At 71.2% G+C, this 26,283-nt stretch carries 26 protein-coding genes; 15 read left to right on the top strand and 11 right to left on the bottom strand.

Going from position 1 to position 26,283, the window contains the following annotated elements:
• Window positions 1-148: 148 nt before the first annotated feature.
• Genes ABD296_RS00395 through ABD296_RS00380 form a run of 4 tightly spaced genes read left to right on the top strand, consistent with a single transcriptional unit; the run spans window position 149 to window position 3,918 of the window.
• The gene (locus ABD296_RS00395) at window positions 149-1,129 is read left to right on the top strand and encodes an ABC transporter substrate-binding protein (protein WP_344260028.1); all 981 of its coding nucleotides are present in this window, start codon (window positions 149-151) and stop codon (window positions 1,127-1,129) included.
• Complete coding sequence (locus tag ABD296_RS00390) at window positions 1,126-1,911, top strand: ABC transporter permease (protein ID WP_344260026.1); 786 nt, start codon at window positions 1,126-1,128, stop codon at window positions 1,909-1,911. The genes ABD296_RS00395 and ABD296_RS00390 overlap by 4 nt, the downstream gene beginning before the upstream one ends.
• Window positions 1,908-2,816 (top strand): ABC transporter permease, encoded by a 909-nt coding sequence (locus ABD296_RS00385; RefSeq protein WP_344260024.1) that lies wholly within the window; start codon window positions 1,908-1,910, stop codon window positions 2,814-2,816. The genes ABD296_RS00390 and ABD296_RS00385 overlap by 4 nt, the downstream gene beginning before the upstream one ends.
• 43 nt (window positions 2,817-2,859) lie before the next feature.
• Window positions 2,860-3,918 (top strand): methyltransferase, encoded by a 1,059-nt coding sequence (locus tag ABD296_RS00380; protein WP_344260022.1) that lies wholly within the window; start codon window positions 2,860-2,862, stop codon window positions 3,916-3,918.
• Window positions 3,919-3,957: 39 nt separating this feature from the next.
• On the opposite strand, the gene ABD296_RS00375 is transcribed toward ABD296_RS00380, so the two are convergent.
• Complete coding sequence (locus ABD296_RS00375) at window positions 3,958-5,010, bottom strand: TIGR03617 family F420-dependent LLM class oxidoreductase (RefSeq protein WP_344260020.1); 1,053 nt, start codon at window positions 5,008-5,010, stop codon at window positions 3,958-3,960.
• A gap of 206 nt (window positions 5,011-5,216) precedes the next feature.
• Here ABD296_RS00375 and ABD296_RS00370 point away from each other — a divergent pair, with 206 nt between their 5' ends.
• The 3 genes from ABD296_RS00370 to ABD296_RS00360 all read left to right on the top strand — a co-directional run bounded on the left by ABD296_RS00370 (window position 5,217) and on the right by ABD296_RS00360 (window position 9,538).
• Window positions 5,217-6,134, top strand: a complete 918-nt coding sequence (locus tag ABD296_RS00370) for a hypothetical protein (protein WP_344260018.1) — start codon at window positions 5,217-5,219, stop codon at window positions 6,132-6,134.
• Between the two features lie 6 nt (window positions 6,135-6,140).
• Entirely contained in the window at window positions 6,141-6,608 is a 468-nt protein-coding gene (locus tag ABD296_RS00365) for an Rv0361 family membrane protein (protein ID WP_344260016.1), read from the top strand.
• Between the two features lie 104 nt (window positions 6,609-6,712).
• Window positions 6,713-9,538 carry a glycosyl hydrolase 2 galactose-binding domain-containing protein gene (locus ABD296_RS00360; RefSeq protein WP_344260014.1) on the top strand — a complete coding sequence of 942 codons (2,826 nt, stop codon included), beginning with the start codon at window positions 6,713-6,715 and terminating at the stop codon, window positions 9,536-9,538.
• A gap of 9 nt (window positions 9,539-9,547) precedes the next feature.
• Here ABD296_RS00360 and ABD296_RS00355 read toward each other — a convergent pair whose 3' ends face one another.
• Together ABD296_RS00355 and ABD296_RS00350 are read right to left on the bottom strand one after the other, a co-directional pair.
• Window positions 9,548-10,417, bottom strand: coding sequence for an ROK family protein (locus tag ABD296_RS00355; protein ID WP_344260012.1), 870 nt, complete (start codon window positions 10,415-10,417; stop codon window positions 9,548-9,550).
• Window positions 10,414-11,817, bottom strand: coding sequence for an APC family permease (locus ABD296_RS00350; protein WP_344260010.1), 1,404 nt, complete (start codon window positions 11,815-11,817; stop codon window positions 10,414-10,416). The genes ABD296_RS00355 and ABD296_RS00350 overlap by 4 nt, the downstream gene beginning before the upstream one ends.
• Before the next feature lie 128 nt (window positions 11,818-11,945).
• Here ABD296_RS00350 and ABD296_RS00345 point away from each other — a divergent pair, with 128 nt between their 5' ends.
• The gene (locus tag ABD296_RS00345) at window positions 11,946-13,136 is read left to right on the top strand and encodes an ROK family transcriptional regulator (RefSeq protein WP_344260008.1); all 1,191 of its coding nucleotides are present in this window, start codon (window positions 11,946-11,948) and stop codon (window positions 13,134-13,136) included.
• A gap of 37 nt (window positions 13,137-13,173) precedes the next feature.
• Here the strand turns inward: ABD296_RS00345 and ABD296_RS00340 are convergent, their stop codons facing one another.
• The 3 genes from ABD296_RS00340 to ABD296_RS00330 form a co-directional block, all read right to left on the bottom strand.
• Window positions 13,174-13,689, bottom strand: a complete 516-nt coding sequence (locus tag ABD296_RS00340) for a flavin reductase family protein (RefSeq protein WP_344260006.1) — start codon at window positions 13,687-13,689, stop codon at window positions 13,174-13,176.
• Window positions 13,690-13,785: 96 nt separating this feature from the next.
• Window positions 13,786-14,424 carry a TetR/AcrR family transcriptional regulator gene (locus tag ABD296_RS00335; RefSeq protein ID WP_344260004.1) on the bottom strand — a complete coding sequence of 213 codons (639 nt, stop codon included), beginning with the start codon at window positions 14,422-14,424 and terminating at the stop codon, window positions 13,786-13,788.
• Window positions 14,421-15,056 carry a TetR/AcrR family transcriptional regulator gene (locus tag ABD296_RS00330; RefSeq protein WP_344260002.1) on the bottom strand — a complete coding sequence of 212 codons (636 nt, stop codon included), beginning with the start codon at window positions 15,054-15,056 and terminating at the stop codon, window positions 14,421-14,423. Before ABD296_RS00330 ends, ABD296_RS00335 begins: the two co-directional genes overlap by 4 nt.
• A gap of 195 nt (window positions 15,057-15,251) precedes the next feature.
• Here ABD296_RS00330 and ABD296_RS00325 point away from each other — a divergent pair, with 195 nt between their 5' ends.
• From ABD296_RS00325 to ABD296_RS00310, 4 genes are all read left to right on the top strand, one after another.
• Window positions 15,252-16,571, top strand: coding sequence for an ABC transporter substrate-binding protein (locus ABD296_RS00325; RefSeq protein ID WP_344260000.1), 1,320 nt, complete (start codon window positions 15,252-15,254; stop codon window positions 16,569-16,571).
• Window positions 16,572-16,637: 66 nt separating this feature from the next.
• Window positions 16,638-17,561 carry a branched-chain amino acid ABC transporter permease gene (locus tag ABD296_RS00320; RefSeq protein WP_344259998.1) on the top strand — a complete coding sequence of 308 codons (924 nt, stop codon included), beginning with the start codon at window positions 16,638-16,640 and terminating at the stop codon, window positions 17,559-17,561.
• Between the two features lie 4 nt (window positions 17,562-17,565).
• Complete coding sequence (locus ABD296_RS00315; protein ID WP_344259996.1) at window positions 17,566-19,266, top strand: branched-chain amino acid ABC transporter ATP-binding protein/permease; 1,701 nt, start codon at window positions 17,566-17,568, stop codon at window positions 19,264-19,266.
• Between the two features lie 16 nt (window positions 19,267-19,282).
• Window positions 19,283-20,002 (top strand): ABC transporter ATP-binding protein, encoded by a 720-nt coding sequence (locus ABD296_RS00310; protein ID WP_344259994.1) that lies wholly within the window; start codon window positions 19,283-19,285, stop codon window positions 20,000-20,002.
• Between the two features lie 35 nt (window positions 20,003-20,037).
• Here the strand turns inward: ABD296_RS00310 and ABD296_RS00305 are convergent, their stop codons facing one another.
• Complete coding sequence (locus ABD296_RS00305; protein ID WP_344259992.1) at window positions 20,038-20,436, bottom strand: ATP-binding protein; 399 nt, start codon at window positions 20,434-20,436, stop codon at window positions 20,038-20,040.
• 154 nt (window positions 20,437-20,590) lie between these two features.
• Here ABD296_RS00305 and ABD296_RS00300 point away from each other — a divergent pair, with 154 nt between their 5' ends.
• Window positions 20,591-21,397 carry a helix-turn-helix domain-containing protein gene (locus ABD296_RS00300; RefSeq protein WP_344259990.1) on the top strand — a complete coding sequence of 269 codons (807 nt, stop codon included), beginning with the start codon at window positions 20,591-20,593 and terminating at the stop codon, window positions 21,395-21,397.
• Window positions 21,388-21,570 carry a DUF397 domain-containing protein gene (locus ABD296_RS00295; protein ID WP_344259988.1) on the top strand — a complete coding sequence of 61 codons (183 nt, stop codon included), beginning with the start codon at window positions 21,388-21,390 and terminating at the stop codon, window positions 21,568-21,570. Before ABD296_RS00300 ends, ABD296_RS00295 begins: the two co-directional genes overlap by 10 nt.
• An 82-nt stretch (window positions 21,571-21,652) precedes the next feature.
• On the opposite strand, the gene ABD296_RS00290 is transcribed toward ABD296_RS00295, so the two are convergent.
• Complete coding sequence (locus tag ABD296_RS00290; RefSeq protein WP_344259986.1) at window positions 21,653-22,639, bottom strand: aldo/keto reductase; 987 nt, start codon at window positions 22,637-22,639, stop codon at window positions 21,653-21,655.
• A gap of 121 nt (window positions 22,640-22,760) precedes the next feature.
• Between ABD296_RS00290 and ABD296_RS00285 the strand changes: the two genes are divergently transcribed.
• A complete protein-coding gene (locus tag ABD296_RS00285; RefSeq protein ID WP_344259984.1) occupies window positions 22,761-23,375 on the top strand; it encodes a TetR family transcriptional regulator in 615 nt (204 codons plus the stop codon).
• A 39-nt stretch (window positions 23,376-23,414) separates the two neighbouring features.
• On the opposite strand, the gene ABD296_RS00280 is transcribed toward ABD296_RS00285, so the two are convergent.
• The 3 genes from ABD296_RS00280 to ABD296_RS00270 are packed head-to-tail and all read right to left on the bottom strand — an operon-like array spanning window position 23,415 to window position 26,281.
• Complete coding sequence (locus ABD296_RS00280) at window positions 23,415-24,257, bottom strand: fumarylacetoacetate hydrolase family protein (protein ID WP_344259982.1); 843 nt, start codon at window positions 24,255-24,257, stop codon at window positions 23,415-23,417.
• Window positions 24,258-25,109 (bottom strand): alpha/beta fold hydrolase, encoded by an 852-nt coding sequence (locus ABD296_RS00275; RefSeq protein ID WP_344259980.1) that lies wholly within the window; start codon window positions 25,107-25,109, stop codon window positions 24,258-24,260.
• Window positions 25,106-26,281, bottom strand: coding sequence for an acyl-CoA dehydrogenase family protein (locus ABD296_RS00270; protein ID WP_344259978.1), 1,176 nt, complete (start codon window positions 26,279-26,281; stop codon window positions 25,106-25,108). Before ABD296_RS00270 ends, ABD296_RS00275 begins: the two co-directional genes overlap by 4 nt.
• Window positions 26,282-26,283: the final 2 nt, after the last annotated feature.

Raw genomic sequence — 26,283 nt, 5'->3', positions numbered from 1 at the left:
TTGCTTTCGGGTTGCTTGTTCCGATGAGATCTTCGCCATGAAACCTCGGAGCCGCTCCATGGCCTTCCTCCCTGACCGGTTGCGGAGGGTCTCGCCGGGTCGCGCGACGGCCCCGCGCCCGTCGCACTCGTCCTCCTTCCGGTGCTCGATGCGGTTCCGCGTGATCGCAGGTATTGTGGGCGTCGGTCTTGTCGCCCCGGCGGCCGCTTGCGGCGGTTCCTCCGAGAAGCATGTGAATGGCCTGGAGAAGTCGAATATCACCGTCGGCATCCTTCCGATCCCGGATGCCGCGCCGCTGGCCATCGCACAGCAGAAGGGCTTTTTCCGGCAGGAGGGCCTGACCGTCAAGGTCGACGTCCTTCAGTCGAGTTCTTTCGCGGTGCCCAAGCTCCGCTCGGGCGCCATGGACTTCTCGCTGGACAATTACGTGGCGAGTTTCGCCGCCGACGACCAGGGGGTCGCGCACTGGCACCTGGTCGCCGACTCCTACCAGGCCGCCAAGGGCGCCTTCGTGGTGCTGGTCGGCCCCAAGTCGTCGATCCGGACCCCGGAGGATCTGAAGGGGAAGACGATCGCGATTCCCTCCCTGCATTCGGTCGGGCAGCTGATGATCACGGCGTCGCTGCACACCCGGGGAATCGATCAGAAGGACCTGAAGTTCGTCGAGATGCCCTTCCCGCAGATGCCGACGGCTCTGGCGAAGGGGCAGGTGGACGCCGTCTGGACACCGGACCCGTTCATCACCGCCATGCAGAAGTCCATGGGGGCGCGCACCGTACTGGACACCGCCGAGCCCGGCAGCACCACCGAGGCGTTTCCGATGGCGGGCTGGGGCGTCCTTGACGACTACGCCAAGAAGCACCCCAAGACCGTGGCGGCCTTCCAGCGGGCGATGGGCAAGGCCCAGAAACTGGCGGCCGGCGGCCGGTCGGTGGTCACCGGCGTCCTGCCCAGTTACGTCAAGGGCATCGATCCCGGCACCGCGCAGCTGATCACGCTGGGCAGCTACCCCACCTCGCTCAACCCGACGCGGCTGCAGCGGGTGGCCGACCTGATGCTGCAGTACGGCTTCGTGAAGAAGCAGGTGAACGTCCAGCCCATGATCGTCCCCGCGTCGGCGGCGAAGTGATCCGAACGGGTCGCCGGGGTCGCCGGTGGGCGGCCGGGGCGGCGGGCATCGCGGTGCTCTCGGCGGCCGCGGAGGCCGCCGGCCGGACGGGGCTGGTGGACCGCTCCGTTCTGCCGCTGACCTCGACGGTCGTCGCCCGTGCCGTCCGCCTGGCCGGCGATGCCGAGTTCCTGCGGTCGGTGGTGGCCACCCTGCAGATGTGGGGGGCCGGGGTGCTCGCCGCCGCCGCGCTGGCGGTGCCGGCGGGCCTGGTCCTCGGCTCCTCGCCCCGGTTGGAGGCCCTGATCCGGCCGATCACCGAGTTCCTGCGTCCGATCCCGGCGGTCGCCCTGATCCCGCTGACGCTGCTGATCGTCGGGGACGACACCCGCATGACGGTGGTGGTGATCGCCTACGCCTCCTGCTGGCCGATCCTGATCCACACCATGTACGGCCTGCATGACGTCGACCCCGTGGCGTCCGACACCCTGCGCGCCTATGGCTTCGGCAGGCTGGCGGTGCTGTTGCGGGTCGCGCTCCCCAGCGCGGCCCCCTTCGTCGCCACCGGGATCCGCGTCGCCGCCGGCATCGGCCTGATCGTGGCGGTGAGCGCGGAACTGATGGCCGGTGGCGGCAGCGGAGTCGGCACCTGGCTGATCGCGCTCAACAGCGGCGTCGACCAGACCGATGTTGTGCTGGCGACGATCGTCTGGCTTGGCAGCCTCAGCGTCGTGGTCGACGCCCTGCTGGTGTGGGGCAAGCGGCGGCTGTTCCGCTGGCACGAAGAGAGCGTCGCCGGATGACAGGCCGCACGGGCGCATCATTGGAAGCCCGCGACCCGACGGACCCCGCGGATCACCTGGCAGGGGACCGGCCGTCCGACCGTGGGGCGGCCCGGCCGAAACGCCGCGCGCGGGTGCTGCTGACCGGACTCGCGCGGACGGCGCCGATCATCGCGGTCGTCGCCGGCTGGGAGTTGGCCGCGCGGGGGGCCGACGACCCCTACTTCCCGCCGCCCGCACAGATCGCGACGCGGCTGCGGCAATTGTGGTTCTCGGGGCCCTCCGACCGGGTCTGGCTCACCCAGCAGGCGATCGAGAACGTCCCGCCCAGCCTGGCCAGGCTGCTGGGCGCCTGGCTGCTGGCCGCCGCCGGCGGCATCGCGGCCGGGGTGCTGCTGGGCCGGCTCCGCCTTCTGGCCGACCTGCTGGAGCCGGCGATCCATTTCGCCCGCGCCGTTCCGCCCCCGGCCGTCCTGCCGGTCTGGCTCGCGCTGCTGCACATCGGGAGCCCGATGCAGGTCGCCACGATCGTCTTCGGGGTGATCTGGCCGGTCCTGCTGGCCGCCATCGACGGCGCCCGCGCGGTACAGCCGGCGCAGGAGGACATCGCCCGGGTGTTCCACTTGAGCGGCCCGCAACGGCTGATCTACCTCATCCTCCCCGCGGCCCTGCCGAAGATCTTCGCCGGGCTGCGGCTGAGCCTGTCGCTGTCGCTGATCCTCATGGTCGTCTCCGAGCTCATGGGCGGCGCGACCAACGGGATCGGTTTCAGCTTGCTGCTGGAGCCTCAGCGCACCTACGACATCCCGGCCATGTGGGTCGGAATCGTGGTCCTCGGCGTGCTCGGGTTCGCCTTCAACGCCGCCCTGCTGGCCGTGGAGCGCCGCGTCCTGGCCCGGCACGGCCGCGCGCATCAGAAGATCTGACCTCCGCAACCGTCCCTCGCCAAACCGTGAACAGGAGACCGGAATGACCGGACCAGCCGTGAACACCCCATCTCAGCCGCCGCTGATGGTCGACGGCGCCGACCCCCGGGCGGCTGTGTGGAAGATGATCCAGGGCGTCTACCGGTTCTCGTCGCTATACGTCATGGCCAGGCTCGACCTGGCCGGACTGTTGAGGGACGGCCCACGGACGGCCGCCGAACTCGCCGCATCCTCCGGTGCCCAGCCCGACCAGCTCACCCGCGTCCTGCGCGCGCTGGCCGCGATGGGCTTCCTCGACGCCGTCGACGGGGATGCCTACGCGTTGAACGATCAGGGCTCCACCCTGCTGTCCGAGGACCCCGGCTCCATGCGGTGGGCGGTCCTGTCGGCAGGTGAGCCGGGGTCGTGGAACGCCATGAGCGGCGTCGCCGATGCCGTCACGAGCGGGGTGTCCCCGTTCGCCCGCGAGTACGGCTCGATGTACGGGTACCTGGAGCAATATCCCGAGGCCGCGGGCGACTTCGATGCCTTCATGGCGTCCCGCTCCCGCGACACTGCCGAGGCGCTGGTGCAGCGCTATGACTTCGGGGATGTCCGGACGGTCACCGACGTCGGCGGCGGGACCGGTATCGTCCTGGCCACCGTGATGGCCGCCCACCCGCAGATCCGCGGCACCCTGCTCGACCTCGAGCACGTCGTCGAGCGCGGCGAGCAGTCCTTCCGCGAGCAGGGACTGGCCGACCGATGCGAGTTCGTCGCCGGCGACTACTTCGCATCGGTGCCCGAAGGGGCCGACCTCTACCTGCTGTCCAACGTCATCCACAACCTCGGCCGTCCGGACGCCGTGCGGCTCCTGCGCCGGGTGCGCGAGGCCATGCGCGACGACAGCCGCGTCCTGGCGCTCGACATCCTGCTCCCCTCGGATGGTCGGCCCCATTTCGGATTCGACCTGAACATCCGGATGATGGCCGTCTTCCCGGGCGGGCAGGAGCGCGACCAGGAGGAGTACAAGGCGGTCCTTCACGAGGCCGGCCTGCACGTCACCGGGGTGACCGCGCTGCCTCGCACCCCCCTGAGCGCGATCGAGGCCGTGCGCCGATAGGGCCGGCCGGTGGCGCCCTGACGACTTCGGCTCGGCGAATCATTGCGGGGTGACGACGGCCGGTGCGGCGCAAGCCCCATCGGATCGGCGGAGTTCGTTCGCCAGGGACGCGATCCGCTCTTCCGGGTGGGTCGATCCGGGGAAATAGGCGCAGACCCGTTCGGCCACGTCGCCGAACCGGGACCTGATCTCGGCCGCGCACTCGGCCGGCGTTCCGGCGACCGCGAGGGTCCGCATCATCGTGTCGTCGATCAGGCCGATCATCGTCATGATGTCGCCGGTCTTCGACAGCGCGTTCAGTTCGGGCTGCAGATCCCCCCATCCCTCGATGTCCAGGACCGGCTTGTAGGCCGGGGTCGAACCGTAGAACGCCAGTAGTGCCTTCACCCCGAGGCTCGCGGCCTCGATCTCCTCGGGAGTGTCGCCCATCGCGACGATCGCCTGCGGGTACAGGTCGAGGCGTTCGCGTCCCGCCCGTTCCAGACCCTCGGCCACGGCCGGGAGGGTGCGCTCGCGGAAGTGCCGGTGGCTGTGGAACGGCATCACCAGCAGACCGTCGGCGACCTCGGCCGCGGTCCGGGTCATCACCGGGCCCAGCGCGCCGAGCAGGACGGGGGGGACGCCGTACGGGTTCGGTCCGGGAACGAACGTCGCGGGCATCAGGGTGTGCCTGGTGAACTCGCCGCGGAAATCGAGAGGGGTGCCGTCCTGCCAGGAGTTCAGGATCGCCTTCACCGCGAGCACCGTCTCGCGCATCCGGGCCGCCGGCCTGCTCCAGGTCGAGCCGTACCGCTTCTCGATGTGCGGCCTGATCTGTGAGCCCAGCCCGAGCCGGAACCGGCCCTTGCTCAGCAACTGCAGGTCGTAGGCCATGTTGGCCAGGTTCATCGGGCTGCGGGGAATGGCGATCGCGACGTTGGTCATCAGGTCGGTCGGCGGCACCTCCGATGAACCGGCGGCGACGATCAGCGGCAGGAACACATCGTGCGGGCCCTCGAAAGTGAACAGGCCGTCGACCCCGGCGGCGATCAGTGCGCGGGCGCGCTCCGCGGCCTCGTCCGGCCGCCCGTCCAACTGCACGTCGAGTTTCACTGGCCGATCTCCGTTCCGCGCGGCGCCGAGAGTTCGCCGGCAAGGGGACAGGCTCCCGAAAAGAGCCCTGCTCGTTCCCTACCACGAGACGGAGCCGCCGAGATGACCTGGGGCGGCGACACGTCACCGGGTGTTCACCATGAGGTCCGAACTTCCATACAGACACAGGCGTCTATATGGGTATGGTTTCCCCAGGACGAGGAAGCATGATGCGGACCCCGCGGCGGATCGCCCAACTACTGGCCGCCCTGCCCCTGGCCGCCCTCCTGACGGCCACCGGGTCGTCGCAGGCGCTGGCCGACCCCGCCTACCAGGAACTGTGCGCCGGCCCGGTCGCCGAACTGCAGGCGATACAGGCGCGTATCCGACAGCACAACGCCCGTCCCCACACCGGCCCCTACAGCGCGGCGGCCGCCGCCTACGACTCCGAGGCGGCCACCCTGAGGGGCGAACAGAACCGTGCCCTCTCGCGGCTCATGGCCTGCGAGCGGAGCCTCGACCAGATGCAGGCCAGGTATCCGAAGTCGACCATCATGAGCCCGTCGGCAAACGACGTCGCCAAGATCGAGACGGCGCTCAAGAAGGTGACCGACGCGGAGAAGCAGGCCGCCACGCGCTGGAACGCCAAGACCTACGACTACCTCAAGTACGGGCAGGGAAAGAGCGGGATGACCAAACGGGTGGACCGGCAGCCCGCCAAACTCCCGCCGTCCGTCTACAGCGTGTACAAGGCGCTCGACCAAACGCGCCCCGCGTTCCCCAAGACCGCCTACCTGCAAGGCGTGCAGGCGCCGAAGACGGGAACGCCCGACTCCGCGTACCCCCCTTCGAGCGGCCGGGTGGTCAACAGCACGCACATGGACCACATCGTCCCGCTGCGGCGGCTCGTCTCCATGCGCGACTTCCTGAAACTGACCCCCGGCAACATGTACATCGTCGCGAATTCGCCTGCCAACGGCCAATGGCTCTCCGGCTCGGCGAACCTTTCCAAGGGCTCAGGAAGCGCGGCGCTCACCTCCGGCACCTCGCCCGCGTGGCAACAGCAGCAGGCTCGACTCCGGCAGAAGGCCGAAACCGAACTCCAGGAACTCATCGACGCGCTGCTCAAGAGCCAGAGGAGCTGATCCGAGATGTACGACCAGATCCAGAACCCGGGCCTGCCGCTCCCGCCTCCGCCCCGGCACGACCGGCGGCGCCGGCGGCTCGTCCTGCTCGCCGGAGCGCTCACTGCGCTCGCGGTTTTCGCCGGAGCCGCCGCCTACGGCGTCCACCGGTGGACGCACCGGGACGAGAGGCGGGTCAGCAGCGCGGTGACGGACTTCGCGCACGCGGTCGACCGGGAGGACTCGGCCACGGCGCTCGGCCTCATGTGCGCCGAGGAGGAGCAGAGCGCCGTCGAGTCCGGGGCCGCCACGACCGACCACGGCCTCGGCTCCCGCTACGAACGGCCGGTGAAGACCTCCGACATCAAGATCTCCGGTGACCTGGCCCGGGCGCGGTTGACGCGCCCCTCGCAGCAGCCCACAACGCTCTACCTGCGCAAAGAGGGCGGGACCTGGAAGCTGTGCGACCCGGAACGGCAGAGCTGGCCGCAGTGACCCCGCGCCCGGCGTCCCCGCCGGCGAGCAGCATGGCTTTCTCTTCGTGATCGCGTGTGGCGGCGGCCGGATCGGGTGATCGCACAGGTAGCGAACGATCAACGATGCATCCGACCGCAGAGGCGCCCATGTTGAAGCCCGGACGACCGCCGGCGGCCCTGGCCGCGTGCGCGGTCCTCGCCATCGCCGCCCCACCGCATGCCGTGAGCGGCGCCGTGCGGGGGCGTGCGGAGCCCGCCGTCCTCGCGCCGGCGGGTGAGGACGGCGCCTCGGAGCTGGTCCGGGGTTGGAGGATCCAGTCCTCGGCCGTCGCGGGGAGCGACGGCGCGCGGATCTCCCGGCCGGGCTACCGGGCGTCCGGCTGGCTGCCGATCGGCCGTCCCGAGACGCTGATGGCGGGACTGCTGGAGAACGGCCGGTACCCGCACGTCTTCTCCTCGGACCGGTTGAGGTCTGTACCGACGCGACAGTTCGCCGTGAACTGGTGGTACCGCGACGAGGTGATCCTGCATCCGCGGCAGGGCGGCCGCACCTTCCTGATCATGGACGGTGTCTCCGGCACCGCCGACCTCTGGGTGAACGGCACGCGGATCGACGGCCGCTCGCGGCTCCAGGGCTCCTACTCGCGCTTCGAGTACGACGTGACCCGGTACGTGCGCGACGGCGCCAACGCGATCGCGCTCGACGTCGCGCCGAACAAGGCGAAGACGTACCTCACCGGCAGCCGGCTCGACTGGAACCCGGCCGCCCCGGACCAGGGCACCGGTCTGGAGCGTCCGCCGAAGATCGTCCAGGACGGTCCGGTGTCGCTGCGCGACGTCCACGTCGTCCAGCGCAACGCCGACGACTTCTCCCGGTCCGACCTCACGGTGAAGGCCGTGCTGCGCAACAACACCGGGACCGTGCGGCGGGCCGAGTTCGCCGGCACGGTCGGCCGGGGCGCGACCCGGCTGCCGTTCAGGACGTCGGTGACGCTGCCGCCGGGCACCGTCCGCCCGGTCGCGCTCGGCCTGCGCCTCGACCATCCGGACGTGTGGTGGCCGTACCAACTCGGCGATCAGCCGCTCTACCGCCTCGCCGCGCACGTGCGCACCGGCGGCCGGGAGACCGGCCGGTACGCCGAGGACTTCGGCATCCGCACCGTCACCTCGTCGCTCACCCGCGCCGTCCCCGGCAGGACGCACGCGCCGCACGGCTACCGGCGGTTCGAGATCAACGGCGTGCCGATCGTGGTCCGCGGCGGCGGCTGGTCGCCGGACATGTTCCTGCGCTACTCGCCCCGGAACGTCCGCGACCAGCTCTCCTACGTCAAGGACCTCGGCCTGAACGCGCTGCGCTTCGAGGGCAACTTCCCGCCGGACGACATGTTCCGGCAGATGGACCACGAGGGCGTCCTCGCCATGACCGGCTGGCAGTGCTGCGACCGCTGGGAAGACCCCTACGCCAAGTGGAGCAGGGAACTCCAGGCCAACGCCGCCGTCCAGGCCGCGGCCGTCTCCCGCCGGCTGCGCGACCACCCCAGCGTGTTCACCTTCTTCCAGGGCAGCGACGCGGCGCCGGACGCGGCGAAGGAGTCGGTGTACCTGTCGGCGTTCAAGGCCGCGGACTGGAGCACGCCGCAGGTCGCGTCCGCGGAGGACAAGGCGTCGCCCCGGCTCGGCCGGTCCGGCGCCAAGGAGGGGCCGTACAACTACGTGCCGCCGGTCTACTGGTGGAGCAACGGCCGCGAAACCGCCGCCGTGAACGACCCGTCGTACACGAACGCCGGAAGTGCCTGGGGCTTCGACACCGAGACGAGCGCGGGCAACACCGTCCCGACACAGGACTCGCTCGACCGCTTCCTGACCCCGCAGGACCAGGCCGCGATCTGGGACCCGGCCACCGCGCGCGGTCCGCGTTCCGGCCGGGACCTCTTCCATGTGTACGCCTACAACGACTACACCAGGACCGCGCGCATGGGGCAGTACAACACCCCGCTGTGGCACCGGTACGGGCCCTGGTCCGACATGGCCTCCTACCAGCGGATCGCGCAGATGGGCGGGTACGAGACCGCCCGAGCGCAGTTCGAGGCGTATCTCGGCAACTCCAAGGACCCGGCCAACCCGAGCACCGGCGTCATCTACTGGATGATGAACAAGGCTTGGCCGTCGCTGCAGTGGAACCTGTACAACCAGGACTTCGACCAGCCCGGCGTGTACTTCGGCGCGAAGAAGGCGGGGGAGCCGGTGCACATCATGTACGACTACGCGTCCGGGACGGTCAAGGTCGCCAACCTGACCGGGAGGCGCCAGGCCGGACTGACGGCGCGGGCGCGGCTGATCGATGTCGACGGCACCGTGAAGCGGACCTCCCGCGTCACGGTGCCGGCTCTGGCCACCCAGGATGTCCGGACGGTGGCCGCCGCGCGGGCGCCGAGGGGCATTTCCCGCACCTACTTCCTCGAACTCACGCTGACCCGGCGCGGCACGACCGTGAGCCGCAACGTCTACTGGCTGTCCGCGAAGCCGGACGCGGTGGACTGGAAGAACACCCTCGGCAAGGGCAGCGGCGCCGCCTTCCAGCCGGACGGGTACGCCGACCTGACCGGGCTGCGCGGCCTGCCCCGCGCCGCCGTGCGCGCGTCGGCCGCCACCCGCCGCGACGGCGCCGACCTGGTGACCACCGTGACGATCAGGGCGACCGGGACGGCGCCGACCGTCTTCACCAGGGCGGACGTGCGGCGCGGCGCACCCGGCGGGCGCCCGCTGCCCGGCGACGACCAGGTGCTGCCGATCCGCTGGAACGACAACGACGTCACGCTGTGGCCCGGGCAGTCCCAGACCCTGACCGCCCGCTACCGCGCCTCCGACCTGCGCGGCGCCGTCCCGGTCGTCAGCCTCGGCGGCTGGAACCTGCCGGGGCGGACCGTTCCCGCCGCGTCGCGGACGTGAGGAGCGGGGTCACGACCCGGCCCCGGCGAGCGCGATGGCGCCGACGAGCGCGGCGTCGTCGACGAACCGGGCCGTCACCACCTCCGGCGGGAACGGGACCGCCCGCGCCACGGTCGCGCGGATCGCCGGAAGCAGGGACGGCTCGGCGGCCATGCCGCCGCCGAGCACCACCCGCTCCGGATCGAGCGTGGTCGCGAGGTTGGCGACCGCCAGGCCGAGCGTCCCGGCGGCGTCGTCCAGCAGCGCGGCCACCTGCGGCTCGTCCCGGCGGGCGAACAGGCCGGCGGCCGTCACCGGCTCACCGGGAAGGGCCGAGGCCCGCGCGGCCAGGCCGCTGCCCGAGGCGTACTCCTCCAGCGGCGCGCGGCCGTCCGCGCACCCGGGCTCGCCGGGGCGCCGCAGCAGGTACCCGATCTCGCCGGCGGCGCCGTGCGCGCCCGGCACGACGCGTCCGCCGACGACGAGCCCGGCGCCGAGGCCGGTGCCGAGGTTCACGTAGGCGCCGGTGCCGATGCCCGCGAGCCGGCCCCAGCGCGCCTCCGCGGCGGTGGCCGCGTTCACGTCGTTGTCGATGCGCACGGGCACGCCGAGGTCACCCGAGACCAGGTCGGGCAGCGGCAGGTCCTCCCATCCGGGGACGTTGGGCGCCAGCCGCACCCGCCCCTCGCGGACGACGCCGAACGTCGAGACGCCCACCGCCGTCAGCGTGCCCGGGGTCTCGGCGACGAGGTGGTGCGCCGCGTCCAGCGCCCGGCGCACCACCCGCTTCGCGCCGTCCGCGGCGCGGGTCTCCAGGCGGGCGCGGCGCAGCGGCGCCCCGGTCGCGTCGGCGGTGGCCAGCGCGACCTTGGTCCCCCCGAAGTCGATCCCGAGGATCATGCGGCCTGCGGTTCGGCGCCGCCGGGTTCGGTGAAGGGCTCGCTGATCTCCTTCGGCCCGAACGGCCAGATCCGCTCCAGCCGCGCCCAGACCAGGTACGCGACGACGCCGGCCGCGAGCCAGACCAGCGACAGCACGATCGGCCTGGTGCCCGCCGACTTGTAGATGTAGATCCAGCCGGCCAGCGCGACCAGGCTCGGCAGCGGATACAGCCACATCCGGTACGGGCGCGGCAGGTTCGGCTGCCTGCGCCGCAGCACGGTGAGGGCGACGATCTGCGCGACCGACTGCACCAGAACGAACACCGCGGTCAGCATGCTGATGACGTCGGTCAGGGTGAACAGCGAGCCGATCGCGGTGATGACGCCCATCGCGTACAGCCCGAACGTCGGGAACTTCAGGCGCGGGTGCATCCGCGCGAACCACGGCAGGAACAGCTTGTCGCGGGCCGCGTTGTAGGGCACCCGCGAGCCGCCGAGAAGCCCGGCGAACACCGACGCGAACGCGGTGACGATGATCCCGACCGTGAAGACCTTTGCGGCGGCCTTGCCCCACGTCCTCTCCAGGACGAGGGACGCGAACGAGCTGGACTCCTGGGTCTTCTCCCACGGGATCACGCCGAGGATCCCGACCTGGAGCAGGAAGTACAGCGCCATCATGCCGAGGATCGAGAAGATGATCGCCCGCGGGATCACCCGGCCCGGCTGCCGCACCTCCGCCCCGAGGTAGGCCGCCGTGTTGTAGCCGAGGTAGTCGTACACGGCGATGACGAGCCCGGCGCCGAGCCCGTGGAAGAACTTCGACCCCGCGTCGTGCGGGTAGGTGAACGCCAGGTCGGAGTGGAAGTGCGTGAACGCGGCCAGGATCACGCCGAGCACGGAGACCAGCATGACGATGAAGAAGACCGTCGTGAGCAGCCCGATGTCGCCGATCTTCCGGTACAGCGCGGCGACGACGACCGCGACGACCGCGATCGCCAGGGCGTGGCCGGCGGTCGACAGGCCGGAGCCGTCCACGAGCGAGGGCCACAGGTAGCCCGCGTACTGCACGAGCCCGATCACCCCGGTCGACATGATCAGCGGGATGAACAGCACCGCCGACCAGACGAACAGGAACGGCATCAGCCGACCGGTGCGGTACTGGAACGCCTCGCGCAGGTAGAGGTAGGTGCCGCCGGCGCCGGGCATGGACGCGCCCAGCTCGGCCCAGACCAGCCCGTCGGCCAGCACGATCAGGGCGCCGACCAGCCAGCCGAACATGGCCTGCGGGCCCTCCATCGTGGAGATCATCGCCGGGATGGTGACGAACGGGCCGATTCCGCACATCTGAGTCATGTTCACGGTGGTGGCCTGGAACACTCCGAGCCGCCGTTCGAACCCCGAACCCGCGGGAGCGGTCATCGTGGTCTCTCCCTTCCTCGTGACCGGACGTCTCGCCCCCGCTCGACGTCGATGCGAATGTAAGGGAGGCTCCCTAACAAATCAACACCCGAGGCGTGCGCCGTGCCGGGATATGTCAGTCTTTACACGTGCCGAGCAGGGAGACCGCCAACACCACCAGCGTGCTGCGGATCATGAACGAACGCGCCGTCTACGAGCGGATCCGCCTGCTCGGACCGGTGTCGCGCCCGCAGCTCGCCGCCGCGACCGGGCTGTCCAAGCCCACGATCTCGCTCGCGCTCGCCGACCTGGAACGCGTCGGCCTGGTCAAGGCGATCGGCAGGCGCACCGGCGGCGCCGGGCGGTCCGCCCGGCTGTACGGCATCCGGCCCGAGACGGGCTGGGTCATCGGGCTCGACGTCGGCCGGGAATGGATCCGGGCCGCGCTCGCCGACCTGTCCGGCGAGATCGCCGTGCGCGCGGACGTCCGCTCGGTCGGCGCCGACGCGGACCCCGATCCGGCCGCCCTCATCGACCAGCTCGGCCGGGTCGTCGACGACCTGGCGAAGGCCGCGGACGGCGCCGTCACCCACATCGTGCTCGGCACCCCCGGCGTCCACGACGTCGAGAACGGGCGCCTGCGCCTGGCGCCCAACCTGCCCGGCTGGGACGTCCCGGGCGTCACGGGGCGGCTGGCGCGGCGGCTGCCCGCGCCCTGCACCATCGAGAACGACATCGACCTCGCCGCGCTGGGGGAGCAGGGCTATGGGCTCGGCGAGGGCGTGCCGCACTTCGCGTTCGTGTCGATCGGCACCGGCATCGGGATGGGGATCGTCCTGAACGGCGAACTGCACCGCGGCGCCCGCGGCGCGGCCGGGGAGATCGCGTGGCTGCCGTTCGGCGAGGCCGATCCGCGGGAGGCCCGCTCGCACGGGATGCTGGAGTCGGTCGCGTCCGGCCCCGGCGTCGTGGCCGCCGCGCGGCGGCTCGGCATGACCGGGGCGATCACCGCCAAGCGCGTCTTCGACGAGGCCCGGGCCGGCGACCCGCTCGCGGCGAAGGCCGTCGCGCACGAGGCCGGGCACGTCGCCCGCGCCCTGGCCAGCGTCGTCGCGCTCCTCGACCCCGACCTGATCGTGCTGGGGGGCGGCATCGGCGGGCACGGTGCCGACGTGCTCCTCGGCGCCGTGCGCGACCACCTGGAGACGATGACCCCGCTCGGCGCGCCGCGCGTGGAGGTCTCCGCCCTCGGCGACGACGCCGTCGTCCTCGGTGCCCTGGCGACGGGCTTGGAAACGGCCCGCGACCTCGTCTTCACCCGTGCCGTGACCGAAGCGTGAACCGGCCACGCCCCGCTGATTCTGCTGAAGCCGGGGGCTAGTGCGGGGCGAACGTGCCGTAAGCGCCCTGGTGGAAGAGCAGGGGCGTGTCGCCGTCGCCTTCCTGCAGGTGGAGGACGCGGCCGACCACGATCTGGTGGTCGCCGGCGTCGTGCAGCTGCTCGGTGACGCAGTCGATCCAGGCGATCGCGCCGTTGATGACCGGGTTGCCGGCGGGGGACGGCCGCCAGCCGATGTCGTGGAACTTGTCCGTCTTGCGCATGGCCACGGCGCGGCAGACGTCCTCCTGGCCGGCGGACAGCACGTTCACGCAGAACCGCTCGCCCGACTCGCGCAGCGCGCGCCAGGAACTGGAGTTCTTGTCGGGCAGGAAGGCCACCAGCGGCGGGTCGAGCGAGACGGAGGTGAACGAGCCGACCGTCATGCCGATGGCGGTGCCGGCCGCGTCGAGCGCGGTCACCACGACGACGCCGGTGGGGTAGTGGCCGAGGACGTGCCGGAAACGGGTGGGATCGATGACCGGGGCGCCGGTCCCGGGGGTCGTGACGGGCATGGCGGGAACTCCTCCCTGTAGCGATCACTACAGAGACTGCCATGCGGAACCCCGGCGTGACAACCCTGCGTGCCCGCCGGGGCTCCGGGGCCGGGCTCAGCCGGCGTCCGCGACCGCCTGCTCGACGATGGCCACGATGATCGTGATGAAGTCGTCCGGATCCCCGGCCTCGTCGATCTGGTGGGCGAGGAAGAGCCCGTCGGTCGAGGCGATCACGATGCGGGCCAGGTCCATCGCCAGCTCCGGCCGGCGGGCCCGCAGCCCGGTGCCGAAATGCGAGGTGAACCAGGCCGCGATGCTGCTGGCCACCGCGTCGCGGGTGGCGAGGAAGTACTGGCGCGCCTCCGCCTCCACCTCGCGGGACTCCAGCAGCAGCATGTGCCCGATCCGCAGGAAGTCCGGCGCGCCGGGCAGGCCGCGCGTCGAGCGCGACAGGATCGAGCGCAGCCCCTCCGCGAGGGACCGCCCGTCGCGGGGATCGCGCTCCCAGCGCGGCTCGGCGGCGATCCACTGCTCGAAGCTGTGCCGGACGACCTCGGCGAGCAGGTGGTCCTTGTCGCGGAAGAACCAGTAGACCGAACTGGCCGGCAGCCCGGAGCGCTTGGTGACCTTCGAGATCGTGGTGCCCTCGTAGCCGTGCTCGGCGGCGATCTCGGCGGCGGCCGTGAGGATGCGGACGCGGGACATCTCCCGTTCGTCGCCGGGGCCGGGGGAGGTGGGGCGCGCGGTGCTCACGCCGCCTCCCCGAGCCAGGCCACGGCCTGCGCGTAGACGCCGTCGGCGATCAAGTCGACCAGGCGCTCCAGGTTCCAGCCCCGGTCCGAGCGGATGCCCATGTACAGCCCGTCCATGACGGCGAGATGGAACCGGGCCATCCGGTCGGCGACGTCCCGCCCGCGCTCCGGGTCGCCGCCGGCGAGCACCTGCTCCCACCAGGTCCGGATGGCGATGCGGGTCTCGGTGCGGACCTCGATGTAGCGGCGCCGCGCGGCGGGCTCCTTCGCCCGGTTCGCCAGGCCGAGCATGAGGCCGAGCCGCCAGAACTCCGGACGGTCGGCGATGGAGTGCGAGGCCCGCTGCAGCCGGTCCCGGACCTCCTCGGCGGGGTCGCCGGTCTCGGTCCGGTCCCGCCAGGTCGGGGCGGTGTCGCGCCAGCGCCGGTAGCTGAACTCCAGGGTCTCGGCGAGCAGTTCGTCCTTGTTGCGGAAGTGCCAGTAGACGGAGCTCGGCGGCAGTCCGGTGGCCTCGGTCACCAGGGCGATCGAGGTGCCGTCGTAGCCGCGCTCGGCGGCGATGGCGAGGGTCGCCTCCAGGATCCGCAGCCTCGACTCCTCGCCCTGCTGGTGGCGCCGTGCCGTCTTCCGCATCTGCACTTGCTCCTCTGGACCTCAGGAAACTCCGCCGCGGCGGGGGGTTGTGTCGACCATCACATCATGGGTACGGTCACACCGCGTCCCTGTAGTGATCGCTCCAGTCTGTGTAGCGATCCCTACGGATCCATTGTGGCGCGAACGCCTTCGTGACGACGCCACCGGCGTTGGTCAGCGAAACGGAGACCACCCATGCCCACCCTTCGCAGCGATCTCCGCCGCCGGCGGCCGATCGCCTCCCTCCTGGCGACGCTGGCCGCGGCCGCGACCCTGACCGCCTGCGGGTCCGGCGACACCGGCGTCAGCGCCGCGGACGCCGAGACCCAGGCGGCCGACCTCGTCAAGGTCCTGAAACTCCCGGACGGCGCCGCGCTCGGCGGCGACGTCACCTTCAAGCTCGGCGCCGCCCTCACCCTCTCCGGCCCGTCCGCCGGCAACGGCCAGTCGATGCGTAACGCCATCGAGCTGGCGGCGAAGCAGATCAAGGCGGCTGGCGGGCCCGCGCTCAAGCTCAGCGTCAAGGACATCAAGGGCCCCGACCCCGTCGCCGCCAAGCAGGCCGCGTCCGAGCTCGCCTCCGAGGGCGTCCCGGCCAAGATCACCTCGATGGGGGACGGCCTCGGCGCGATGCTCGCCGACACCGACAAGAACAAGATCCTCAGCCTCGACGGCGTCGGCGGCGCCCAGGTCTTCACCCGAGGTACGAAGTACTTCTACGGCACCCGCGAGGTCGCGCCGTCCGACGCCGTCCCCGGCGCCCTGGAATGGTTCAAGCGGACCCACCCGCAGGGCCGGACGGTCGGCCTCGCCGGCGTCGACCTCGGCGCGCAGAACGCCGCCATCAAGGCCGACATGACCAAGAAGTTCGCCGCCGCGGGCCTGGCCTTCAACGGCCTGTGGGAGACCGCCGCGCCGAGCTCCCAGGACTTCGCGAGCATGATCGCCAAGATCAAGAAGAACCCGCCGGACCTGCTGTGGGTCGCCTTCAGCGGGGCGTCGCCCGGCGCGTTCGCCGCCCAGGCCAAGGCCGCCGGCATCAAGAGCGAGCTCGTCGGGATCGAGTTCACGCAGGAGGCCGTCAAGGCGTCCAAGGGCGTCCTCGACTCCGACGGCTTCACGTTCGCGATGGACTACTTCGACGCGTCCGCACCGCCGAACCCGCTCGCCAAGCTCTTCGCCGACGCCTACAAGAAGGCCTACGGGCAGCCGGCCGACTTCTACGCGGCCAACGCCTACGAAGAGACGCTGATGGTCTGGGACCTCATCCGCCGCGTCAAGGCCGCCGGCGGCGATCCCGGCGACAGCGCCCAGCTCAAGGCCGCGCTGGAGAAGGACCCCGAGTTCGCCTCCGTCTACGGCGGCGACGTCGCCACGGTCGGCACGCTGAAGATCGACCTCGCGACGCACGGCGTCGCGAGCCGCCCCATGGGCGTCTTCGAGTACAAGGACGGCAAGGTCAAGGCGCTCGCCACCTACAACGTCGGCGGCCAGGGCTTCCGCCTCGCGGACTGACCGGCTTCGCCTCCCGGGGGACGGCCCGCAGCGGGCCGTCCCCCCTCCCTCGATCCGGGAGGATCCATGCACGACCTACTGGACGGCGAACTCTGGCAGCTGACCGTCAACGGCCTCGTGCGCGGCGCCCTCTACGCCGCGCTCGGCGCCGGGCTGGCACTCGTCATCGGGGTGACCAACCGCTTCCACTTCGCCTACGCGCTCACCTACACCGTCGCTCCCTACGCCGCTTACTGGGCGATGGACGGCCTCGGCGCGCCGTTCTGGCCGTCGGCGCTCGCCGGGCTCGCCGCCGCGGTCGCCGTCAGCATGTTGCTGGAACTCGGGGTGTACGAGCCCGTCGCCCGCCGCGCCGCCGACCGCGCCATGCTCGCCGTGCTGGTGACCTCGATCGGCGTCAGCACCGCGGGAATCGCGCTCCTCCAGTTGAAGTTCGGCACCAGCAGCCTGCCGTTCTACGGGCCGGACCAGGTGCAGCACCGCGTCGGCTCGGCGCGGATCTCCAACTTCGACCTCGACCAGGTCGCCACCTGCCTCGTCCTCGTCGCCGCCCTGGCCGCGTTCCTGGCGTTCACGCCGATCGGCCGCTCGATCAAGGCCGTCCGCAGCAACCCCGGCCTCGCCGCCGTGCTGGGAATCGGCGTCCGCCGCGTCAACCTCATCTGCTTCGCCATCGCGGGGCTCATCTCCGGCGCCTGCGCCCTCTGGTACGGCCTGCTCTACACGGTCCAGCCGAGCATGGGCGACTCGACGGTCATCTACGGGTTCGTGGTGGCCTTCCTCGCGGGCACCCGCTCGTCCCCGCTGCGGGCGCTGCCCGTGGGGATCGGGCTCGGCCTGCTGGAGCAGTGGGCGTCGAACTGGCTGCCGCTGCAGTGGACCCAGACCGCCGTGTTCATCGTCCTCACCGCCTACCTCGCGTTCCTGGCGGTGAAGGACCGCCTGCCCGGCCCGCGCCCCGTCCGTCCCGCGCCGCTGAAGAAGGCCTGACGCCATGTGGATCAACTATCTGGACCAGGCGCTGCTGCTCGCGGCCCTCGCCGTCAGCGTCAACCTGCTCGTCGGCTACGCCGGGCAGGTCTCCGTCGCGCACGCCGCCTTCGCGGGCGTCGGCGGTTACGCCGTCTGCTTCCTCGCCGGCCTGCACGGCTGGCCCTACCTCGCCTCCCTCGCCGTCGCCGTGCTGGCCACCACCGTCCTCGGGGTCCTGATCGGGCTCATCGCGCTCGGGCTCGCCGAGGAGTTCCTCATCCTGATGACGCTCGCGTTCTCGCTCGGGATCATCGGCGTGCTCGCCACGTTCGACGCCCTCGGCGGCGTCACGGGCATCACCGGCGTCGACGGCCTGCGGCTGTTCGGCAGGGAACTGGACACCCCGGCCGACTGGCTGATCCCCTCGGCGGTGGTGCTCGCGCTGGTCTTCGCCGTCTGCCGGCGCCTCGGCGAATCGCCCTACGGGCAGGTGCTCAAGGGCATCCGCGAGGACGCCGTCGCGACGCGGGCGCTCGGCAAGAACACCTTCGGCTACAAGATCGGCATCTTCGCGATCACCAGCGGGCTGACCGGGCTCGTCGGCGGCCTCTACTCCGGCTGGCTCGGCCAGGCGACCCCGTCGGCGTACGGGTTCCCGCTCGCCATGGCGGTCTTCGCGATGGTCATCGTCGGCGGCAACGCCAACCTCGTCGGCTCGATAGCGGCAGGCGTCATCCTGACGATGATCGAGCCGGTGCTGCGCCAGGTCCTCGCCGTCCAGAGCACCCAGGCCGCGCTCGTGCAGGTGGTGCTGTACGGCGCCCTGCTGCTGCTCGTCATGCTCGTCCGGCCGCAGGGCCTGTTCCCCGAACGCGCCCGGAAGGTCACCGCGCCCGCCTCCGAGCCGCGAGCGCGGACCTCCCCGCGACGCGCGCCGGCCGACCGGACGCCCTACGACGAGGCCGACGTCGTGCTCCGGGCGCAGGGGCTCTCCAAGCGCTTCGGCGGCATCACCGCCGCCAAGAACATCGACCTCGAACTGCGGCGCGGCACCATCACGGCGCTGGTCGGCCCGAACGGCGCCGGCAAGACGACCGCGTTCAACCTGCTCACCGGCACCGTCGTCCCCGACACCGGCTCGGTGACGCTGAACGGCGCCGAACTGGTCGGGATGCGCCCCGACCTGATCGTCCGCGCCGGACTGGTGCGCACCTTCCAGGACGTCCGGCTGCTCAACCGGCTGACGTGCCTGGAGAACGTCATGCTCGCCGTCCCCGGACAGCCGGGGGAGCGGCCCGGCCGGCTGTTCGTGCCCGGCCGCGGCGTCTCCCGCGCGGACCGGGAGACCGCCGCGGAGGCCATGCGGTGGCTGGAGTTCGTCGGCATGGCCGACCAGGCCGCGACGCCGGCGGGCGCGCTGTCCTACGGCCAGTCGAAGCTGGTCTCGCTCGCGCGGGCGCTGGCGACCCGCGCCGACGTGCTGCTGCTCGACGAACCGGCCTCCGGCGTCGACGCGGCCTGGGTGGACACCATGCTCGCCATGGTCGCCGCCGTCCGCGACGAGGGCCGCACCGTCTGCCTCGTCGAGCACAACCTCGACGTCGTCCGGCGGCTTGCCGACCACACCTGCTTCATGGAACTCGGCGAGATCACCGCGTCCGGCACGCTCGCCGAGCTGACCGGCTCCGCCCGCCTCGCCGAGGCGTACTTCGGCGCCCAGTGACGCTCATGGAGGACAGATGACTCAGGACAGCGCGCCGCTGCTCGACGTGAGCGGCCTGGTCGCCGGCTACGGCCGCAAGGAGGTGCTCCACGGCGTCGGCCTCCGCGTCGAGGCCGGCGAGATCGTGACCCTGATGGGGCACAACGGCGCGGGCAAGACGACCACGATCCGGGCCGTCCTCGGAGCCGTCCGCCCGCGCGCGGGGACGGTCCGGATCGCCGGCCGGGACACCACCCGCCGGCCCGTCCGCAAGGCCGTGGCGGCGGGCGTCGCCATGATCCCGTCCGAGCGGTTCGTGTTCCCCGACCTGTCGGTGCACGACAACCTGCTGCTCGGCGCCGCCAACGCCCCGTCCGGCTCCGGCACCGCGCAGCGCCTCGCGACGGTGAAGGAACTGTTCCTGATCCTCGAAGAACGCTGGAAGCAACCGGCCGGCTCCATGTCGGGAGGCCAACAACGCATGGTCAGCCTGGGCATGGCCCTCATGGCCCGCCCCAAGCTGCTCCTGCTGGACGAACCGTCCCTCGGCCTCGCGCCGTCCGTCGTGGAGACCATCTTCGAACGCCTGCGCTCCCTCGCCGACGACGACGGCCTCGGCATCCTGCTCCTCGAACAGAACGTCAAGCAGGCCCTCAAAATCGCCGACCGCGCCTACGCGATGCGCTCCGGCCAAGTGATCCTGGAGGAGACAGCCGAACAGATGCGTCAGCGAACCGACTTCTGGGATCTCTTCTGACCCGCCGGCCGTGGGAAGGCCCCGCCGCGCAACGGTCAGGAGCCGGGCAGCTTCGCCCAGACGGCCTTGCCTCCCTCGGCGAGTGGCCGGACGCCCCAGCAGTCCCGGACGAACTCGGCGACGAGCCGGAGCCCCCGGCCCGAGACCGCCGCGTGGTTCTCCGGCCGGACGACCGGACGGCTATTACCCGCGTCCCACACCTCGATCACGGGCCGCCCGTCGTCCGCGTCCCGTGGGAGGCGCACGACGATCGGCCCCTCACCGTGCCTGTAGGCGTTCGTGACCAGCTCGCAGACGATCAGCCGCCCTAGGTAGTCGTCAGCGATGCCCCAGTCGGCGAAGTGCTTGGCAAGGAACTCGCGCGCGAGCCGAGGCGCCACGTCAGTCGAGTCGAGGACGAGCGTGGGGGGCTCGGATGCTGCTGGTGAAGTCATCGGTACACCTTGGGATGTTGGCCACTGGTCACCGCTCAGTTAGCCACCATGCACTCGCGGAGCGTCACGAAGTGCAGGTGAAGCTGGGTAAGTTCCGTGCGCGGGTTCGCCGGACTTGCTCCCCGGTTGGGCTTGCTTGAGAGACGATGACGGCATGACGCCACGGCGCAACAAGGGCAAGGTCAGCCCGTCCCTCCTGCCGTTCGGGCGGCGGTTCCGTCGGTTCCGGGAGGCGATGGGATGGAGCCAGGAGAACCTCGCCGCGCGAGCCCGCGGCGGCCAAGGCGTCACCCCCCAGTACATCGGCGCGATCGAGACGGGCCGAACCCGCTGCACGCTGGAATTCGCCAAGGAGATGGACGAGGCGCTCAAGGCGAACGGCGAATTGGTCGCGCTGTGGGAAGACCTGGTGAAAGACGCGGCCTTTCCCGTGTGGTTCGACTGGGTGAGCATCGAGGACTCGGCGGAAGCGCTGGAGAGCTGGCAGACCATGCTCGTCCACGGCTTGTTGCAGACACCCGCGTACGCCGCCGCCGTGCTGCACGGTAATGCCGAAGCGATCGAGGCACGCCTGAAGCGTCAGGAGATCCTTGCGCGAGAGGATCCGCCGGACTGCACCTTCCTGCTGGACGAAGGCGTCCTGTATCGCGAGGTCGGCGGGCCGGAGGTGATGAGAGACCAACTGGAACACCTGCTGAACCCGTCCTACGACCGGATCACGGTGCAGGTGGTCCCGTCCCACGGCGAGCACATCGGCAACGTCGGGTCGTTCACATGCGCGACGTTGGAAGACCTCACCGAGGTGGCGTATGTGGAGACCGTGGCGCGCGGTTTCACGATGGGCGAGGTCGAGGACATCACCGAGGTGCGTCGTGCGCTCAGGGAGATACGCTCTCTTGCACTACCCATCGGCCAGTCGGCCGACTTGATTTCAAGAACGGTGAAGGACAGATGGACTTGAACGATCTTCGCTGGCGCAAGGCGTCCCGCAGCGCCTCGAACGGCGGGGAGTGCGTCGAGCTGGCGTCCGCTGCCGGTGTCGTCGCCGTCCGTGATTCGAAGGACCCGGACGGGCCCAAGCTCGTCGTGGGACGCGACGCGTTCGCCGCCCTGATGGCGGCCCTCAGGCACTGACCCTCCGACGCCGAGGCGTTGACCTGCGGCGTGTCGCACTTCTGCGGCTGCAGATAGGGGCGACACGCCACAAGTCAACGGGTCAGACCCAGGTGGGGAGGGCGTGTTCGGCGTAGCGGGCGCCGAAGCCGCCGGTCGGCAGGATCTGGGCGATGGCGTCCAGGTCGGCGTCCGTCAGAACGAGGTCGGCGGCGGTGGTGTTCTCTTCGACCCGCTGGGGACTGCGGGTGCCGGGGATCGGGACGATGTCCTCGCCCTGGGCCAGGAGCCAGGCCAGCGCCAGCTGGGAGACCGTCGCGTTCTTGGTGGCGGCCAGTTCGGTGAGCCGCTGGACGGCCTCCACGTTCTTTTCGAAGTTGCCCGGCTGCCAGCGGGGGTCGTGGTTGCGCATGTCGGTCGAGTCGTAGGACCCGGCGGGCTTGGCGGTGCCGGTGATGAAGCCGCGTCCCAGCGGGGAGTAGGCCACGAATCCGATGCCGAGTTCGCGCAGCACCGGGAGCAGTTGCTCGACGTCGCGTTCGAACAGCGAGTACTCGGTCTGCAGTACCGAGACGGGCTGGACGGCGTGGGCCTTGCGGATGGTCTGCGGGCCGGCCTCCGACAGGCCGAAGTACTTCACCTTGCCCGCCTCGATCAGCTCCTTGACCGTGCCGGCGACGTCCTCGATCGGCACGTCGGGGTCGACGCGGTGCTGGTAGAGCACGTCGAGGTGGTCGACGCCCAGGTAGCGCAGGCTGTTGTCGGCGACCTTGCGGATGTTGTCCGGGCGGCTGTTGAGGCCGAAGCCCTGTTCGGTGCGGGCGGACAGGTCGAAGCCGAACTTGGTGGCGATGACCACCTGGTCGCGGAAGCTCTTGACCGCCCTGCCGACGAGGGTCTCGTTGGAGCCGGTGCCGAGGCCGTAGAGCTCGGCGGTGTCGAAGAACGTGACGCCCAGGTCGTAGGCGCGGCGGATGGCGGCGATGCCCTCCTGCTCGTCGCCGGGGCCGTAGGCCATCGTCAGGCCCATCGTGCCGTAGCCGATGGCCGAGGTGACCAGGCCCTGGCGCCCCAGAGTGCGCTGCTGCATGACCAACCCTCCGTGAAGGAATCGCAAAGAACAAACCAAACCGTTCGGTATGGTCCTGTCCCACCGTACCCACCTCTCCGAACGAGTCAAACCGAACGGTTCGGTTAGCTAGGCTGGGGACATGGCCAGCACCGAGTCCGCCCGCGCCGACTCGACCCGGGGCCGGATCGTCGCCGCCGCCCGCGACGAGTTCGCCCGGCACGGCATCGCCGGCGCCCGGGTCGACCGGATCGCCAAGGCCGCCCGCACCAGCAAGGAACGCGTCTACGCCTACTTCCGCAGCAAAGAGAAGCTGTACGAACACGTCGCCGCCGCCGAACTCGCGGCGCCGGCCGAGGCCGTCCATCTGGATCCGGGCGATCTGCCCGCCTATGCCGGGCAGCTGTTCGACTACTTCACCGCCAACTCCGACCGGTACCGGTTCGTCACCTGGGGCCGCCTGGAACTGGCCGCCGCACCTGACGGCGACCGCGGTCCGTACCGCGACGCGATCCTCACCAAGATCGAGACCATCCGCCGCGCTCAGGAGGCGGGCGACCTCGACCCCGCGTGGGATCCCGTCGACGTCATGGCCGTGGTCTCCCAGATCGCGCATACCTGGCTCGACCAAGCCGAGCTGGCCGCCGTCGCGCGCCATGCAGCGGCCGACACAACTCCGGCCGCGCGACGTGCCGCCGTCATCCGCGCCGTCGGTGCGATCTTCCCACCGGCCGCCCGAACCGGTTCCGAACACTGAGCCCCGGCCCTGTGGGGGCCAGGGCTCCGGACGTGCGGCTCAGCGGAAGGTGTGCTCCATCTCGCCGATGCCTTCGACCCAGGTGCGCAGCGTTTCGCCGGGGCGAAGGAAGCGCTGGGGGCTCATGCCGAGGCCGACGCCGTCGGGGGTGCCGGTGAAGATGACGTCGCCGGGGCGCAGGGTGATGACCTGCGACAGCTTCGCGATCGTGCGGGGGATCGAGAAGATCAGTTTGGACGTGCGGCCGTCCTGCACCGCCCGTCCGTCGATCGCGCAGCCGAGTGCGAGGTCGTCGCGGTCGGGGAGCTCGTCGGGGGTGACCAGCCAGGGGCCGATCGGCGCGAAGCCCGGGTAGGACTTGGCGAAGCCGAACTGCGGGGCCTCGCCGGTGAACTGCAGGATGCGCTCCGAGAGGTCCTGCCCGGCGGAGAGGCCCGCGACGTGGTCCCAGGCCGAGTCGGGGGAGACCTCGTGGGCCGTCCTGCCGATGATCGCGACGACCTCGACCTCCCAGTCGGTGTGGCCGCCGTCGGGCAGGGCGATCTCGCCGTAGGGGCCGGTGATGGACGAGGCGAACTTGGTGAAGACCGGCGGCAGGTCCTTCGGCGGCTCGAAGCCGGTCTCGGCGGCGTGGTCGGCGTAGTTCAGCCCGATCGCGATGACCTGGGACGGTGCCGGCGACGGTGGGCCGAGCCGGGCCGCGTCGATCTCGACGTCCGGCGCGGGAGCGGCGGTCGCGGCCCAGGCGGCGAAGGCGTCCCAGTGGTCGTAGACGCTCTGCGGGTCGGGGCCGAAGCGGCCGTGCGAGGCGGTCGCGATGTCCGCGGCCTTGCCGTCGGAGACGACCAGCACGGCCCGCCCCGCGTGGTTGGCGATGCGCATTCAGATCTCTCCGTCGATGAGGCCCGTCAGGAGCCGCTCGAAGGTGTCGGGATGCTCGATCTGCGTCCAGTGGCCGCACCGCCCGAGGACGTACAGGTTCGCGTTCGGGATCGCCTCGGCGAAGTACCTGCTCGCGTCGACCGGGATGATCCGGTCGTCGCGGCCGTGGACGCACAGCACCTCGTGGGTGATGGTCGCGAGTTCCTCGGGGGTGAAGAAGCGGCGGGCGCCGTTCGGGTCGAACGACGCCTCGTGCGAGCGGCGGACGTCCTCGCGGTTCACGTAGGCCATCCGCTCGGCGACGACCCGGTCGATGGTGCCGCGCATGGGTTCGAGGTCGTACACGAACTCGCTGAGCAGCCCCTTGAGGGACGCGGCGCTCGGGTTCGCGTAGAACTCGCGGAGGTGCTTGAGCCCGGGGCTGACCGGCATGTCCGGGGCGCCGCCGCTGCCCATCAGAAGGATCTTGCCGACCAGCTCCGGCCGGGCCAGCGTCATCAGCAGGGCGAGCTGGCCGCCCATCGAGTTGCCGACGAGGTGGACCTTCTCCAGGCCGAGGGCGTCGACGAGCGCCAGCAGCGCTTCGGCCCGCAGCTCGTTGAACGGGCCCATGCCGCGCGGCGCGCCGGCGGGATGCGAGGAGTCGCCGAACCCGATCTGGTCGGGCGCGAGGCATCGGAACCGGTGGCCGAGATCGGTGATGATCCGCTCCCAGTTCGACAGCCCGGTCGCGCCCGGCCCGGAGCCGTGCAGGAACAGCACGGCCTCGGAACCCTGCTCGCCGGTCTCGTGCAGCCGGAACGTCAGCTCGCCGCCGCGGACTTTGACGGTGACGTCGGACGAGGTGATCACAGGTGCACCTCCGCGAGCTTCTCGGCGCCGAGGTGGCGGCCGCCCCAGGCCTTGGCGAGGGGGTCGTCGAAGAGGAAGGCGTGGCTGCCGGCCGCGATGGCGTCCTGGAACTTCGTCTGGAGCGGATGGTCGACGAAGGCGGAGCGGCCCGAGGAGACCCGCATCAGCGCTTGCACGGTGTCGACCGCCGCATTCGCCGACCGGGCGACGTCCCAGCGCCAGAAGGCGCGCTGCTCCAGCGTCGGGATCTCGCCGCGCTCGGCGTGCTCCATCAGCTCGGAGGCCGTCCGCTTGACCTTGAGGACGGCGGCGTCGAGCTGCCAGGCCGCCTCGGCGAGGTGGTTCTGCACGACGGGCTCCTCGCGCAGCAGCTGGCCGTAATTGGTGCGGCGGCCGCGGGTCTCGGTGACCCACTGGTCGTAGAAGCCGAGGCAGGCGCCGAGCGCCCCGGCGGTGATGATCAGGTTGAACGTGACGGCCCACGGCGTCCGGTACAGCGGCCCGTCGTTGAGCTCCTGGCCGGGCAGCGGGGTGCCGAGGCCGTGCGTGTAGTACACGTGCGACTGGCCGCGGTGCTCCGGCACGAACACCTCGTCCACGACGATGTCGTTGGAGCCGGTGCCGCGCAGGCCCGCGACGTTCCACGTCTCCTCGATCCGGTAGCCGGCCTCGTCGAGGATCACGGACGTGAAGTCGGGGTACTCGGTGCCGTTCACCTCGCGGCGTCCGGCGATGCCGCCGAGGATGACGCCGGAGCAGATGCCGCTGCCGGACGAGAAGCTCCAGCGGCCCGACACCCGGTAGCCGCCGGGGACCTTCTCGATCTTCCCGGTCGGCGTGTAGGACGAGGCGATCCTGCGAGCCGGGTCGTCGCCCCAGATCTCCTTCTGCGTCTCCTCGGGGAACAGGGCGATCTGCCACGGGTGGACGCCGACGACGGACGCCACCCAGCCGGCGGACGCCGACGCGCGGCCGATCTCGATCACCGTCTCGGCGTACTCGGCGAGGTGGGCCTCCCCGCCGCCCCACCGAGCCGGCTGCAGCGCACGCAGCACGCCGGTCGCGTCGAGCGCCGCGACGGCCTCCTCGGTGAGCCTGCCCTGCTCCGCGGCGGCCGCGTCGGCGGCGGCGAGCGCGGGCGCGGCGGCCCGCGCCTTGTCGATCATGCTCATGG

This window comes from Actinomadura napierensis, from assembly GCF_039529375.1.
Taxonomy (GTDB): domain Bacteria; phylum Actinomycetota; class Actinomycetes; order Streptosporangiales; family Streptosporangiaceae; genus Spirillospora; species Spirillospora napierensis.
This window is presented reverse-complemented; position numbering and strand designations above follow the sequence as displayed.

What these genes read in the sequence shown, in the direction of transcription:
- ABD296_RS00395 (WP_344260028.1), top strand. Translation starts at nt 149, where the DNA reads ATGCGGTTCCGCGTGATCGCAGGTATTGTGGGCGTCGGTCTTGTCGCC.
- ABD296_RS00385 (WP_344260024.1), top strand. Translation starts at nt 1,908, where the DNA reads ATGACAGGCCGCACGGGCGCATCATTGGAAGCCCGCGACCCGACGGAC.
- ABD296_RS00380 (WP_344260022.1), top strand. Translation starts at nt 2,860, where the DNA reads ATGACCGGACCAGCCGTGAACACCCCATCTCAGCCGCCGCTGATGGTC.
- ABD296_RS00370 (WP_344260018.1), top strand. Translation starts at nt 5,217, where the DNA reads ATGATGCGGACCCCGCGGCGGATCGCCCAACTACTGGCCGCCCTGCCC.
- ABD296_RS00365 (WP_344260016.1), top strand. Translation starts at nt 6,141, where the DNA reads ATGTACGACCAGATCCAGAACCCGGGCCTGCCGCTCCCGCCTCCGCCC.
- ABD296_RS00360 (WP_344260014.1), top strand. Translation starts at nt 6,713, where the DNA reads ATGCATCCGACCGCAGAGGCGCCCATGTTGAAGCCCGGACGACCGCCG.
- ABD296_RS00355 (WP_344260012.1), bottom strand. Translation starts at nt 10,417, where the DNA reads ATGATCCTCGGGATCGACTTCGGGGGGACCAAGGTCGCGCTGGCCACC.
- ABD296_RS00350 (WP_344260010.1), bottom strand. Translation starts at nt 11,817, where the DNA reads ATGACCGCTCCCGCGGGTTCGGGGTTCGAACGGCGGCTCGGAGTGTTC.
- ABD296_RS00340 (WP_344260006.1), bottom strand. Translation starts at nt 13,689, where the DNA reads ATGCCCGTCACGACCCCCGGGACCGGCGCCCCGGTCATCGATCCCACC.
- ABD296_RS00330 (WP_344260002.1), bottom strand. Translation starts at nt 15,056, where the DNA reads ATGCGGAAGACGGCACGGCGCCACCAGCAGGGCGAGGAGTCGAGGCTG.
- ABD296_RS00325 (WP_344260000.1), top strand. Translation starts at nt 15,252, where the DNA reads ATGCCCACCCTTCGCAGCGATCTCCGCCGCCGGCGGCCGATCGCCTCC.
- ABD296_RS00320 (WP_344259998.1), top strand. Translation starts at nt 16,638, where the DNA reads ATGCACGACCTACTGGACGGCGAACTCTGGCAGCTGACCGTCAACGGC.
- ABD296_RS00315 (WP_344259996.1), top strand. Translation starts at nt 17,566, where the DNA reads ATGTGGATCAACTATCTGGACCAGGCGCTGCTGCTCGCGGCCCTCGCC.
- ABD296_RS00310 (WP_344259994.1), top strand. Translation starts at nt 19,283, where the DNA reads ATGACTCAGGACAGCGCGCCGCTGCTCGACGTGAGCGGCCTGGTCGCC.
- ABD296_RS00305 (WP_344259992.1), bottom strand. Translation starts at nt 20,436, where the DNA reads ATGACTTCACCAGCAGCATCCGAGCCCCCCACGCTCGTCCTCGACTCG.
- ABD296_RS00300 (WP_344259990.1), top strand. Translation starts at nt 20,591, where the DNA reads ATGACGCCACGGCGCAACAAGGGCAAGGTCAGCCCGTCCCTCCTGCCG.
- ABD296_RS00295 (WP_344259988.1), top strand. Translation starts at nt 21,388, where the DNA reads ATGGACTTGAACGATCTTCGCTGGCGCAAGGCGTCCCGCAGCGCCTCG.
- ABD296_RS00290 (WP_344259986.1), bottom strand. Translation starts at nt 22,639, where the DNA reads ATGCAGCAGCGCACTCTGGGGCGCCAGGGCCTGGTCACCTCGGCCATC.
- ABD296_RS00285 (WP_344259984.1), top strand. Translation starts at nt 22,761, where the DNA reads ATGGCCAGCACCGAGTCCGCCCGCGCCGACTCGACCCGGGGCCGGATC.
- ABD296_RS00280 (WP_344259982.1), bottom strand. Translation starts at nt 24,257, where the DNA reads ATGCGCATCGCCAACCACGCGGGGCGGGCCGTGCTGGTCGTCTCCGAC.
- ABD296_RS00270 (WP_344259978.1), bottom strand. Translation starts at nt 26,281, where the DNA reads ATGAGCATGATCGACAAGGCGCGGGCCGCCGCGCCCGCGCTCGCCGCC.